At 42.2% G+C, this 14,854-nt stretch carries 8 protein-coding genes; all 8 read right to left on the bottom strand.

The window, feature by feature from the left end; genetic code table 11:
- Nucleotides 1-18: 18 nt before the first annotated feature.
- The 8 genes from metK to PTQ21_RS02340 all read right to left on the bottom strand — a co-directional run bounded on the left by metK (nt 19) and on the right by PTQ21_RS02340 (nt 14,740).
- Nucleotides 19-1,221: a methionine adenosyltransferase gene (metK, locus tag PTQ21_RS02305; RefSeq protein WP_274568668.1), complete on the bottom strand. Its 1,203-nt coding sequence runs from the start codon at nt 1,219-1,221 to the stop codon at nt 19-21.
- A 257-nt stretch (nt 1,222-1,478) separates the two neighbouring features.
- Entirely contained in the window at nt 1,479-1,751 is a 273-nt protein-coding gene (locus PTQ21_RS02310) for an alpha/beta-type small acid-soluble spore protein (RefSeq protein ID WP_274568670.1), read from the bottom strand.
- A gap of 137 nt (nt 1,752-1,888) precedes the next feature.
- The gene (locus PTQ21_RS02315) at nt 1,889-2,455 is read right to left on the bottom strand and encodes a hypothetical protein (RefSeq protein WP_274568671.1); all 567 of its coding nucleotides are present in this window, start codon (nt 2,453-2,455) and stop codon (nt 1,889-1,891) included.
- A 146-nt stretch (nt 2,456-2,601) separates the two neighbouring features.
- A complete protein-coding gene (locus PTQ21_RS02320; RefSeq protein ID WP_274568673.1) occupies nt 2,602-5,202 on the bottom strand; it encodes a hypothetical protein in 2,601 nt (866 codons plus the stop codon).
- A gap of 204 nt (nt 5,203-5,406) precedes the next feature.
- Nucleotides 5,407-8,472, bottom strand: a complete 3,066-nt coding sequence (locus PTQ21_RS02325; RefSeq protein WP_274568675.1) for an S-layer homology domain-containing protein — start codon at nt 8,470-8,472, stop codon at nt 5,407-5,409.
- 518 nt (nt 8,473-8,990) lie between these two features.
- The gene (locus tag PTQ21_RS02330) at nt 8,991-9,332 is read right to left on the bottom strand and encodes a hypothetical protein (protein WP_274568676.1); all 342 of its coding nucleotides are present in this window, start codon (nt 9,330-9,332) and stop codon (nt 8,991-8,993) included.
- A 205-nt stretch (nt 9,333-9,537) separates the two neighbouring features.
- Entirely contained in the window at nt 9,538-13,449 is a 3,912-nt protein-coding gene (locus PTQ21_RS02335) for an S-layer homology domain-containing protein (RefSeq protein ID WP_274568677.1), read from the bottom strand.
- A 163-nt stretch (nt 13,450-13,612) separates the two neighbouring features.
- Nucleotides 13,613-14,740 carry a glycosyltransferase family 4 protein gene (locus PTQ21_RS02340; RefSeq protein ID WP_072733618.1) on the bottom strand — a complete coding sequence of 376 codons (1,128 nt, stop codon included), beginning with the start codon at nt 14,738-14,740 and terminating at the stop codon, nt 13,613-13,615.
- Nucleotides 14,741-14,854 lie beyond the last annotated feature (114 nt).

Raw genomic sequence — 14,854 nt, forward strand, 5'->3', positions numbered from 1 at the left:
GAAGACTGTATCGTTAACTTACAGGCCTGCTTGCTCTTTCAAAACGTCTGCTTTGTCCACTTGTTCCCAAGGTACATCCAAATCTGTACGGCCAAAGTGACCGTACGCAGCCGTTTGTTTGTAGATTGGGCGACGCAGATCCAGCATACGGATAATACCAGCAGGACGAAGATCGAAGTTGTTACGCACAAGCTCAACCAATTTCTCTTCGCTGACTTTGCCTGTTCCGTATGTATCCACGTTAATCGATACCGGGTTGGCTACACCAATCGCGTAAGCGAGCTGGATTTCCACTTTGTCGGCAAGACCTGCAGCAATGAGGTTTTTCGCAACATAACGAGCTGCATATGCTGCGGAACGGTCTACTTTTGTTGGATCTTTACCGGAGAACGCGCCACCGCCGTGACGTGCATAACCGCCGTAAGTATCTACGATGATTTTACGTCCAGTCAGGCCTGCATCTCCTTGAGGTCCGCCAATAACGAAACGTCCCGTTGGGTTGATGAAATATTTAGTCTGCTCATCCAGCAATTCAGCTGGAACGACAGGCAGAATTACGTGTTCTTTGATGTCTTTTTGGATCTGCGCAAGTAGAGTCTCTTCAGCATGCTGAGTAGACACGACGATGGTATCAACACGTACCGGTTTGTCACCGTCGTATTCAATCGTTACTTGAGTTTTACCATCCGGACGGAGATATTCCAATGTACCGTTCTTACGCACTTCAGCCAAACGGCGAGCGATACGGTGGGATAATGCGATAGGCAAAGGCATGAGTTCAGGTGTTTCGTTGGTTGCAAAACCAAACATCAGACCTTGGTCACCAGCACCAATGTTCTCTGTTTCGCGAGCCATTTGTTCAGGGTCACGATTCTCCAGAGCTGCGTTAACGCCTTGTGCGATGTCAGCAGACTGCTCGTTCAGAGAAGTCAGGACGGCACAAGTATTATAGTCGAAACCGAACTTGGCACGAGTGTACCCGATTTCCTTAATCGTATTACGAACGATGGACGGAATGTCCACATATTCAGACGCGGAGCTGATCTCACCGATGACAAGCACAAGTCCTGTTGCTACGGAAACTTCGCACGCTACACGAGCATTTGGATCATTCGTCAGGAACGCATCCAATACGGCGTCCGAGATCTGGTCGCAAATTTTATCCGGATGTCCTTCAGTTACAGACTCCGATGTGAATAGATGTCGGCCTTTAATAGACATTGAAGTTTCAACCTCCCATAACGAGTAGTATGGCGATTGCCCGAACAAAACATTTACGTTGATTCGTTCACTGTACCCTCGAAAGCTTTCCGGGCGGAATAAGGACGCAGGGTCCGCAGTTACGAAGATAAGGATTTTTCAGGTAATGGCCTCAACAAAAAATCAACCTTTCCCTAGCGGAAAAGGTTGCGTACCTCAAATGCCATCTTAACGTATTTGTCAAGACGTGTCAAACGGATTGGGATAAGGAAAACATCCTATAAGTGCTGCTGTGCCTGGCGAATTAGCCTTTTCGTAATCTCTCCACCGACCGATCCATTCTCACGGGAAGTCAGATGGCCCCAGCCTTTATACTGGCCATAAGAGTGATCACTCACCTCACCCAGTTCAGAACCAAATTCGGTATCTGCACCAGCAAGACCTCTACCGCCATATCCCACATTCAGACCAAACTCAGCGGCAATTTCGTACTTCATTTGATCCAACATCTGACGACTTTCCGGTACCAATTTGCGGTTGCTTCTAGCCATGATTCCTGCACCTCCGGTTATTGGTTGTGTACAGTTATAGAGTGAGCAGGAACAGTGCTGGCTAGCCGTATTAATGTTTGTTAGAACTGGTTAATCTGAACAAATGAAATGAATAAAAAGTCTGACAAGTGCTCATCCTATTTCAGAGAATATCCACCACGTACCATGACAGTCAGGCTGTACTTGTTTCCATCCAATACCGTTATACCCCGTCCATCTCTTGGAAAAGAGAGCAAGTGATTAGTCGGTGCTGTCTGACCATTCGTCAAATCAACCCCGTCCGTCAGATCAGCTACACCATTCGTACCTTCACTGACGATCACAGCTTTACCGCTACGCACAATGAACTCCGCGCCAGATGCACCGATCAGTTGTTGACCTGGCTTCACGGTCACAATTTCAACGGCATCAGATGCTCCAGAGACTAATGGAGGAAGCGTTGTGTCTCCACCCGTGCTGCCTGAGTTGCCAGTTCCTGTAGAGCCGCTGTTACTACCTGATGTATTTCCAGACCCTGTGTTCGTGCCTCCACCCAAAGCCTTTTGAATTTGCTGATCAACATAACTCTTCGTCACTACCGGATCATCTGCTGTTCCCGGTTGGCTTGTGCCTGCACCTATTGCCGTATTGCTGTATACAGACCCAACCCACACGCCAACACCAATTGCCAGCGCAGCCAGGGATACTTTCATATAAGGTTTCATGTAATTTATTTTCCTCCTCTGGAAATCTATTAACTTTAACTATAGAGAAAAAATAGTTCTGCGACAAGCAAAACCTCGCTTCTGTTGTTCAAGAAGCGAGGTAGTAAATAAATATTTTACGAATAATTTATCAAAATATATTTGGTTTAGAACGTAGGAAACCCAAACTCATCTTTTGGAAGTTTAGAAATATCATATCCATAACTTTGCTCTGCAAGGCGAATACGTTGCCCTTGGAACTGATCATACACGGTTATGCGATATGAGCCTCCACGCAATTTTTCATAAAGACTATCTTCCACACTCCAACTTAATGTCTGATTGGTACCTGTTTTCAAATCAGTTCCCAACGCCAGCTCTTTCTCGAAGGTTTTACCCGTTTGATCCGTTAAAGCGAGAATTAACTTGTGTTCACTCTCACCCATCTCGATCTCTTCATTACGAGACAGACTGTAGTTCATCTCTACCTGTACAGACGAGCTGCCTGCCAGATATGCCCGTACACTATTGGCAGTCAACAGATACGGATAGAGATCAATATTAGAGAGAGTCACTTGAACATTGATAGAAGTCGGAGGGACTTCGAATGCCAGAGCGTTCACATATGCCGTTGCTTCTCCTTCCCCAGTTACGAACTTGCTGTCCGCAATACCCTCACCCACAAGCAGTCGTAGATCAGAGAAAGTAACTGACTTTGGAACTTTAGCCCAAAACGTTACAATCGACTTCTGGCCTGGTCCAGATGTACGTTCAGATTGTTTGGCACTTGCTTTGTAATATTGGCCATCAGATGTTTTGAAGTAACCCACAAGTTTGCCAAGTCCGCTTTGACGCAGTGATTTATTTGTTATTTCAAATTCAGTATATACGATGTCCGAAGACGTTCCTGGATAAAGGATTGTTCTGCGCACACCCATTTCAGTCTCTCTATCCTCAGTACCCGTTGTATATGTCTTGCCTGTTCCAACGTAGGATACGGGTTGGATTAAGCCCGACGTATTTAACGTAATCCACTCATTCGTTTCTTCTTCACTAACTTTCTCGTTCAAACTTACTTCAAGACGTCCTATACGAAGTTCAGAAGGAATTTTGGTCAACAGATAAGCCTCTGTCGTCATTCCGGCTCCAAGCAATTTTCCGCTTTGAGTATAGATTAACTTCTTATCTCCATCAATTTGCGCTGAGTCTATGGTAAACATGGCTTCAAGCTCTGGAAGCTGTACCGTTTTGCTGCCCGCGTTACGAATTGTTACTTTCGCAGCTACAATGTCACTATCTAGCCATGGTAAACGCTGCAACGATCCCAACGAAACACCAAACGTTCCTTTACTATTCTTAATAACCGTTTCTGTTGTCAAACCGTCTCCGGTGGATACTGATTGCGGAATCGCATATACGCCTACAGGATAGGAGAAAACAAAGCCACTTGTACTCGTTGGAGTCGTTGTATCCGTGCTCTCCGTCTTATCCACAGGACTCATCGCGTACAGCTTAATTTTACTTGTGTCTCCATCACCTTGTAAGGTCGCGTTGAGTTTAATCGTTTTAATATCTCCCGGATTAAGCTTTAATGCGTCCAATGCTTTGGTTTCAATCGGATAAATTGTTCCGTCAGCAGTTCGTACTTCAAATGTATAGGTTGGTACTTTAACAGCTTTCTTGCCTTCGTTCTTAAGCACAAACTGCATATTCAGATCATATTCACCGTCATCGATACGTACCTTTGCTGATTCCAGCAATGTGGATAATCGTTGTCCCTCAACAGATAGGATATTCGGCTGATTAGCATCCACCTCTACGTTCGTTGCTTTGCTTGCCTCAGGCAGCTGCAACGCAGCAACTGGTAAGACCGTCTTCTCTTCACCCTGCTCTTCCACGAGCAATAGTTCAGACTTTTGCAACTTCACCGATGTAGGGAGAGATGCCATCAGACTGAGTGCCTTATTAGCCTGAGCCTGAATGCTAACGCTTGTACTATCCTTGTCTGGCGTCAACGGATAATTCGTACCACTCGGTGTACGCAAGATCCATTTGATATTCGGATTTTCAAGTAATTTGTAACTAATATTGTTTAAATTCACACCAATTTTCACATACTGGTTCTTATCTTCACCTGGGAACACTTTAATACCAGACACTTTTACCTTCACGGCAGAATCACTTAGACGAACTGTCTTCGGTTTGCCTACGGGTGCAGTAATACTATAGGATGCGGGTACATTAAACTTACCCAGCGTACGTTCATAGTTAGATTGACTGAAATCCCATTTTACAATTAGGAAGTTCAGATCGCTCAGTTTCACATCACGACCAACCTTCATGACATAAGTCAAATCAACCGTTGATCCTGCTGCGACTGTCTTCTTCTCCTGATCCTTCGCAATCAGTTTAGGTGAGAACAGCGTTCCGCCTTTGGTTTTTACTTTGCTCCAATAATCGAGCATCATCATTGGAGTACTGTCATTGTTCTTGTATGATAGCGTATACGTAACAACGTTCCCATCATCCTGAGATAAGATGTTCACATCCGTTAACCTCACAGAGCTACGTGCGGTTACTTTGACAGGAGACAAGTTACTCAGTGTATGTACGACCTTGTTCGTTGATGTTGTTTTCTTTGATGCGTTGCTATTTGAACTGGTGGCAGACGTTTTATTCGTTGTGCTCGCTGCCATCGCAATGCCAGCGGTTGAACTGATCAACAAAGCACTTGCGAGCAAGCTCACAAACATTTTCTTTTGATCCACTTCCAAACCTCCCATAAGTTGCTTGTTGCATTTATAGTATAAACGTTTGGAAAAGGAAGAAAGTTACGATGTTGTATTGATTTATAATGAAGAAGAAAATGATTAAAGAACACTCTGAATTCTATCTCGTTTAAAAATAAGATTACAAAAAGACATCCACCTTATCGGCAGATGTCTCTTTGTATCACTTTGATAAAAAATATATTAGTTCAGAGTGAAAGTACCTTGCTCGTTGAAAGAACCAACAGCAACACCGTTGTTAGCTCCTTTAACAGCTCCGGAAGCATTAGCTGTTCCGTCGAAGCTTACGCTGAACACACCTTCAGTTACAGTTTTATCAGCATCAGTTGTTACAAGGAAAGTAAGGTTAGCAGGAATTGCAGGCGTAGTGTTAGTAGCCGCAACTGCATCATTTTTCACTACATTGGAAACTTCGCCTTCTTCATTACCAATAACAGCTGTCAGCAAGTTTGCTACTAAAGCATCATCGGAAGAAATTGCAAGGTTTTTGTCAAAGCTTACTGTTACTTGGAATGTATTAGCACCTGTTTTTTGAACTACTACAGGGTTTGTAGAAATCAACGCTGGAGCAATTTTGTTCACAGCCGTGTTTTGAGTGCCAACTACTACTACATTACCAAATGCATCAGTTGTACCAGATCCACTGTGTACAAGTTTTGCTGTATTAGCAAAATCAGTAGGTAGATCAGAAGCAAGTGTCAATGTAAGAGTTTTATTGTTGTTGGACAATACACCGCTAGTAGCAGTAGCCAAAGTAGTGGTACCATCTACGATACTGAACTCGCGAGCAACAACATTAGAGATAGGACCAGTGAAGTTAACAACTACTGTTTTCTTACCAGTAACGTTAATAGCACCTGTTGTTTGAACTGCAGTATTCGAAGAAGTCAAAGTTTGACTAACACCATAATTAGCTCCAGATCCAAGGAATGTTCCAGTAGCATCTGCTACATAATTAACGAAAACTTTGTTTGGAGTAGCACTAGTCAGTGTATTAATAACGTCACTAAATTGTGTACTAGTGAGGTTAGTTGCTTCGATACGAACAGTACTCGCAGTAATCAATTGTACATCATAATCGTTTTTAGCAAGTTGTTTAGAAGCAGAAGTACTAGTGCCAACGAAATACTTCGTTGCATTCAAAGCACTACCAGCTCCATCTGTTGCTAAAGCACGATTGAACTGAATATAGATGTAGTTATGACCACTTTCTTGCGAAGTCCATGCGTTAGTGATCGCAGCTGTTGTCGCTTGATTTACTGGAAGAGATACAGTGTAAGGAAGCAATACATTTCCAATTGTAGCTGTGTCTTTCACTCCAGAAATAGTCAATGCATAAGCATCATCTTTCAGGGAAGAACCAAGATTGATTTCAACTGTTTTACCATCAGCTTGAAGTGCAGGTTGACGGATTGGGTTACCATCTTTATTAACAGCTGTAGTATTTGTAGGAATAGAACCAGCAGAATTTTTCAGAACGTAGTTAGTACGGTCTTGTGCAGAGTCCAAGTTCAAAGCTTTGCTGAATACTACAGTTGCAATGTAGTTACCACTAGCATCTTGAGTAAACTTGCTATCTACTACTACTGGACGTACAGTATCCAAAGTAGGAGTCACTTTTGCTTCAAGATTAGCAGAGTTACCGCTATAGTCTGTAACACCAGTCAAGTAGATAGTGTTCTCAGTTGCATTAAGCGGATTAGTGAAGTTCAATGTTACTTTGTTGTCTTTAACAACTGGAGTTGCAGAAGTGAAAGAAGAAACGTTCGCATAAGCGCTGGAAACGGATTTCACAGGCTCGTTGAATGTGATTGTTACTTGTTTCAAATCTTTAGAAGTCACAGATTCTACTACAGGAGCAGCTGTGTCAACTGTTGCTGTGAAGTCTACAGTATTAGGCACGATTGTCAGGTTAGAATAATCTCTAACATTGCTTACACGAAGTGTATGTGCGCCTTCAGTCAAATCAGTTGCCAGAATTACAGTATCTGGATAAGTGTATTGAACTGTCGCAGCAATTGCTTTGTCATCAATACGGAAGTTACTGGAAATGATACCTTGAGCTTGTACTGGCTCGCTGAATTTAATTTTCAGAGCTTTAGTTCCCAAAGCTTGAACAGACTCTACAGTCGGAACTGCTACATCAAGCGGTGTGAAAGTTGCAGTACCAGTAATTGTTTTGGAACCATCAGCATTTTTAACATTGTTAACAGCAACAGAAGTTTGTTTTTGGTTAACAAAAGTGCTGTTATCAGCCAACAACAAAGTTACTGTTTTCTTGTCAGCAGAAGCAGTAGCACTTTCAATTGTCAAACCGCTGATTGTGTAGTTGCTTACAGTTTCAGCAGAATCTTCGTTAATTGTTCCGTCGAATGTTACTACTACTTGTTTAAGGTTAGTTGCTGCTGCAGCTTCAACCTTAGTAGCTGTAGTTACTACATAAGTAACTTTCTCAGTGAAAGCTTTATCTTTGTAAGTGAATTTCACTTCAGTTTCTTTGTTAGCTTCTAGAGCTTTATCCAAAGTTACTTTAACGGATTCACCATCGCTGATTTTGAAAGTAACAACTTTACCAGCTTCGCTTACTTCATAAGAAGCAACTTTCAAGCTTTGAGCTTGATCGATTGCGTAAGCTGCACCTACCAACAATTCGCGGGAAGCGTTAGCGCCGAAGTTAGCTTTAGCGTCGATCAGACCAGCGTTGATCGCTGCTTGAACATAACCTTTAGCCCAGTCAGCTGCATTGTTGTTAGTTTCAGTTGGGATTTCCAGGTCAAGTGCACGAGTCAAGATGGTAGCCATCTCGGAAACAGTTACTTTACCGTTGAAATCAAAGATTTTTTTCTCAACGTTTTTACCTTCCATGATACCCGCAGCAGTTACTGCTTCGATGTAAGGTACAGCCCAGTTTTTAGCTGTGTAGTTTTTGTCAGTGTAAGAAAGAGTTCCAGTGATCTCTTTCAGACCGAGCAATTTAGTGATAACTTTTGCGAACTCAGCACGAGTCATGTCTTTATCAAGACCTGCAGTGCCATCTGGATAACCAGAGAAGATACCTTTTGCTTTCAATGCATCAAACTGTTGTTGTGGTGAAACTGCTGTGTCACCGAATGCTACAGATGCAAACATCGAGAATGCCATTGCTGTAGACAATGCTACGGATAAAATTTTCTTCATAACCTTTTTTTCTCCTCCTTGGGCGTTCATAACATTTGAATTTTCTTTAATAGGGTCGCTCGTATTCCTCATATATTGTTGCACCCCCTTTCCAGAGTTTTGAGCAAGTTAATATAAATGATGTCTGTGAGCATATCACAGAAACTTGTAAACGAACATACTAATAGAACCATACGAAAATAGAGTAGTTTCCTAATCCTACCTACGTATTATACAATGGGACTTCCGTGCCGTAAAGCAATTTTTTCTAATAAATAGACAAGATTCTTCACGAGGTCATTCTTGGTAAGTTCCCCAATGTTTTTGACTCTACATCTTAAACGCAGCAGATTTCAAAAAGTTGCGGATTCCTCAAAAAAAGTTTTGAACTTATTTATGTATTGATGCAGTGCGGGTATATGCGAGGTTCAAAACCTTTAAACCGATGGTACTGAAGCAGGCTTTGTGTAAATATATCGTGTGTGAATTGATGGGAACGTTTATTTATACCCGTTAACTCGCTCCATGAAGCGACATATTCTTCTAATTTTTAAAAATAAATAAAAGGCATTCCATATGGAATGCCTTTCGTGCAGTTCTGGTTCTATAACTTAGCGAATTTTCATCGCAAGATCGATAATTTGAGCACGCATCTTCGGATCACTGTTTAATCTCAAATACATATCATCAATTGGCTGTCTGTTTTCCCGGTACGTCTTCTCATGCTTCATGGTGGTGTGAGACCATTCAATCAATTCATTCTCAGCTACGACCAATTGGTTATAAGCATCATGGAAGCCAGTGCTCTGTACGAGTCCTTCCATCACTTCTTGGGATACTTCCTGCGTCTTGCGTGTATCGTCTATCTTTTTCTCCAGAATGACTGCCTGCTTCTCGAACTGTGTCTTTGCTTTCATGTAGCCCAGTTGGGCCTTGGAATAAATCGGTTTCATTAGCTAACTTCACCCTCTAGATCATTGTGTATTTACCGTTATTGTATCTTAATCTCTAGCAAATTACAAAAATAGTTATTGGTAATAAACAGTTTCCTTCTATTATAAATAGTGTTCTTTGCCAACTACTTGATAGCCATAAAAAGAACCCATCCCTTTTAGGAAAATGGACAGGTCCTTCCTAAAAAATGTTAAAGACTTACGATTAGCTTAAGGTTTTAGGGAATAACTTCGTACTTTTCTTGAGCAGTTCTACAGCAATTTTGGCTGCTTCGGCTCTAGTCAGATTCCCTTTTGGATTGAACTGATATAACGGTTTTGTAGATCCTGCAATAGTTACAGGACTACCCTCCATAATTTTTGCCTTGGTTATTGCCTGTACTGATGGTCTAGCATAATATTCTATCAAGCGCGAGTCCTGGAATGATTTTGATAAAGCTGCAGCCAATTTACTGTCATTAGCTGCCAACTTGCTGCTCATTGCACGCGCAATCATTACCGCTGCCTGTTCACGTGTAATGGAGTCTTCCACCCCAAAATATCCGTCGCTCAAACCTGTTATAATGCCTGCTCTGGCTGCTGTCTCAATGGAGGCATAATCCCACGTATCACTCTTAGTTGTAGGAGAAACGTCTGTGAAGGTTTGAGTACTTGTATAGTTTAATGGGATATCCAAACCTTTAACGAGCAGGGTTGCGAACTCCCCACGGGTAGTCTGGTCATCTGCACCAAATGCATTGAAACGAAGATTGTTCATAATTCCTTTGGAATACAAAGCATTTAGTAGATTTCTGGCCCAAGGATGATTGGTGATATCCTGATAACTTTTACTTTGTTTCATAACCTTGTAATAACCAAATTCATCAAAGGAAACGGTAATCGTGTGTTTGTTAGTATCCACGACACCGCCAACAGGAATCCACTCGCCTCTTCTCGTGTTGTCTGTGTATCTAAATACTGTAATGGTCGATCCTACTTCGTCTACAATAGTTGGATCATAGGCAAGGGTCAGAGATCCACGGGTTGATGGTACCAGAATACGTTCTGTTGGGAACTGTGTAAAGCTTCCTTCCAGCGAGTATGGCGTAACACCGTTCGTTCCTGGTTTATAACCAGTTGTACCTTTATCGCCCAGTTCCCCTATCCCCCCACTAATCCAGTAGGTATCCGAGATGGGTGTAAAGTTACTTGTATTCAAGTTAGAATTAAACAACTCTGTCAAGATGGTTGGAACAGTAATGGGAGTTAATCCTCCTGTGCTGCGAGGATCAGCTTGCCCTATTACGAAGCCATAATCATTCTTCCGTTCAAGTACGCCATCTTTGGGATCAGCAATACCAAAAAGAAGCTTGTTATCTGGGTAAAACTTAACTACCCCACTGCTTGATTTGGCAGCTGATTGCAATACGGTTCCTTTAGGAAACGACAATTCAAGTTTTTTGTTAAATACTGAATATTTATTGGAAACCTTAGGTGCCATGTACTGTGTATCTGTCGTCACTGTACCTGTGTAGAATACATTAACCGTATCATTAATTGTACTGCCATCTCTGATTATTTGAATTTTGATTGCATTACTTTTATCCTGTTTCAGTCCTACATAGTCAAGGACGAAACGGTCATTCATGTCTGCACGTTTCGTTGCAGGCTCTTTATTGATTAAAACTTGAGTCGCACCCTCAGCTTCAATATCAAAGTGCACAAAGTTTTTGTTCACAACGATCTGTTCTCCCACAGTTGCAACAGGAGACAGTATACGGTATGAGGATGGCTCTCTTACAATTTCAAGACGTTGTGTTGTTCTCGCACCTGTTCCGTTAATCAACTCCAACGTGTAGACATGACTTCCTGGTGCATCAAACACATAGTTTCGAATACGGATCATGAATTCATCCTGATTCCCTGCAAAATCGAAAATATGCCCATCTGCAGTTTGTTGCCCAATATCTCGTGTATCTGTACCCGGAATCGGATTATACGTAAAGATCAATTTAGACCCGGAATACAGGTTGGCTACTTGAGCTCCCCCACCCTTGAACACCAGATCGTATCTCTCTTCACTCGTTACATACTTGCCATCTCTGATAATGAAATCAGGTGTAACATTGAAAATCTTATTCATTTCCTCTGCAGTATATTGACTAACATCAGCGTTAGAGAATTCCTGTCGAGCGTCTGTTGGAACAAGGGTTGGCATAAATTTATCGATGTTGGATACATTGCTGTCCGAGATATAAATTCTCAGTTTCTTTTCAACAACTTTCGTTTTACCAGCACCGTCCTGGTCTGTACCAATAATGGTAATGGTGTTTTCCCCATAAACAAGTGGCCCATCTTTGGCTATATCAAGTTCAAAGGAAAACTTACCATTCGTTCCTGGAAAACCATCAACTGTCTTATTTAATCCATTCACAAGTAGTTGAGCAACAAATTGGTTGGACCCTAATGTACTAAACCCAATAAATTCACCATCAATTTTAAGTTTATGAGTTATTCTTGAATTGAAGGAGTACGTCTGTCCATCATAAAGGTTAGCTACATAAATATAACTTTTAGAAGCATAGGATACGGTCACTTCATAAGATGGATCTGGAGTTCCGTAGTAGAAACGAATTTGCTGGGTACCGTTAGCCAAATTTTTAACGAGATACACTGCTTGTTTACTCGTAAGGCCTGTTGCCACCTTGTCCTGAGTTGGCAATGAAATATTCACCTTGTTGGTACCTGTAGGAAGATACTCTCCGGTCGGTACTTCCGTACCAATGTCTTGACTGGATTCTACCAGGATATAGAAGCTTTCTTTTTCAATCTGTGCATTATTTAATGCTACTTTATTTGTAACCGCTCCACCGTCAAAATCAGGAAGATAGTACATATTAGTAATGGCCTTCACATTTGGAGCATGTGTAAATTTGCCTTTATACCCCGCGCTAAAATTGCCGTATACTACAGCCACTTCGACCGTCTGATTCTTGGCAGTTTCCGTTGGTACCGTTGCGCTAGGTTGTAAATTATATGAATTATCCGTCTTGAACGTTACCAAACGGTATTCCGGTGTGGTACCGTCAGGCCCTGGAATAATCGTCTCTTTGACATCGTTAAATGTCATAGGTGTGCCGTTTGCACTGAACGTTCCCACCTCCTTGAACGTGCTATTACTTGCGCTGTATGGCAAAATCAATTGCACTTCAAGCTGAGCACTCGTAGCTGCCGTAGAGAATGTAGGTGTGGCATCAAGGACAGATTTGTTCTCGTTAGAGCTTAAAATTACATTGAGTGTTGAGAACGGTTGATTTTTATCAAAATAGTAAACGGCACGCTCCGTGATAACAGAGTCTGAGCCATTGGCAATTGTGAATTTCAGATTATTTAGCCCTGCATTCAACTTTAATTGCGGTGTAAAAAAAGTTCCATTTTGTAACAAAGAGGAATCCAGTTCCACACTACCATTAAGGGAAACCGTAACTTTGGACGCATTCTGCACTTTACCTTGTACAGATACGAATTGTGTGTTCACTACAGTTTGCGATCCTTCATTCAGACTATAAGATGTGTTAGAGCCACTGCTCGGATCTGTGAAAATTTTAAAATCTTGAATATAAGGCACCTGATCATAGAGTACATAGAATGTATCTGAACGTTCTACCGCACCCTGATTACCATAAAACGTAACCCGGTTGAATCCCGGAAATAATGTAAGGTTATTCGCAGTGAATTTACTATTTCCACTTGTACTTGCAGTAACTGCAGTAGTATTGGAACGGGTCGCATCTGCTTCCCATTTCATTTTGGTACTTCCCGCTGTTACTGGCACGGAGTTGAGCTGCTCAACCTTTACACGCATCGTATCTTTGGATACGAAAGCATATGCACCTGTTATGGAAATTGTCCCTGAAGTCGTTTGATAAGCCAATGCTCGTGTCAAAAACTTCGCATTGTCCGAATCCTCCAGATTGAGTTCCGCTGTTTTACTGATGGAAGTGTTATCTGGTGTAAAATAAGTAGTCAAAGCCTCCGCAGCGGATGCAACGTTACCACTGAGTAAACTCTGCGGGAACAATGAGAACACCATAGCGACCAACATGATCCATGCCAACGGCCGTTTCTTTTGTTGCATTACGTATCATCTCTCCTCTTTTTAAGTCAGTTACCGTTATATATCGGCCGAAAGGTTCCAATTATTTAGTAAAAACAGCAAAATAAACAAAAAACCTTGTCCAAGAAGGACAAGGTTTGGGTTGAAAGAATATTCAATAAGATCAGTAAACGAGCGTTTCTATTTAGGATTTCGAGCGGGTCTCCGGGTTCAACTTGACGCGCATACGCATCAGGAAGTTAATGACCGGCCTTCTGGTTTTGCTAACAAGTCCGATGACTTCTGCTCCGACTTGGAGGAAGAACATCATGATACAGATCACGACGAACGTCACCCAGTTGGCTTCGAACATCGCAGCGGAAGATTGGATAATCGCCAGTACACCGAAGAAAGCGGCAATACCGTAGATGATCAGCACTGTCTGACGGTGACTGAATCCAAGCTCACGCAAGCAGTGATGCAAGTGACCTTTATCCGGTGAGAAAATCGGTTTCCGTTGTACCGCACGACGAATGATCGCGAAGAAGGTATCCGAGAGCGGCACACCAATAATGATCAACGGTGTAATGAAGGACACGACAGCAATTTGTTTGAATCCAAGCATGGACAGCATTGCCAGAGAGAAACCAAGGAATAGAGATCCCGTATCCCCCATGAAGATCTTGGCCGGGTGGAAGTTGAAGAACAAGAATCCAACAATACTACCAAGCAGTACAAGACACATCAAGGCAATCATCATGTTACCCATCAGGAAGGACATCACGGCAATGGTACCAATGGCAATACCGGATACACCGGCAGCCAAACCATCTAGACCATCAATCAGGTTAATCGCGTTCGTTACACCAACAATCCAGAGAATCGTCAGCGGAATGGACACCCAAGCTTCCAGTGAAGAGTAAGCATCCTGAAAAGGAATATTGACGAAGTCTACACGGATATTGAATCCGAATACGACTACAGCAGCAGCAACAATTTGTCCGAGCAGTTTCACTTTGGCTGACAGTTCAAAACGGTCATCCAATGCACCAATCAGTACGATGATCGATCCACCAATCAGAAAAGCACTGACAAAGCTCATATCTCTTGTCGTAAACCATGCTGACACAAAAGGAAGCAGGGCAGCAACCGTAATGATAAAGGCCAGGAAAATCCCTAGACCACCAAGACGTGGCATAATCCGAGTGTGCACTTTACGTGCATTCGGTGTATCCATTGCTCCGATTCTGACTGCGAACTTTTTGACAAGTGGTGTCAGGGCAAGAGCCAGTCCCATTGACACGATAAATCCAATGATAAAGATCGCTACCATTTGAACATTCGACCCCCAATTATAATACCTGTAAGAAATTATAAATCCCCTGATCTCTTTTTATATATAAATTATTGTTCGTCACTTTTAATAAAAATACCATTTGCACCAGAA

The organism is Paenibacillus marchantiae, assembly GCF_028771845.1.
GTDB classification, from domain to species: Bacteria; Bacillota; Bacilli; order Paenibacillales; family Paenibacillaceae; genus Paenibacillus; species Paenibacillus marchantiae.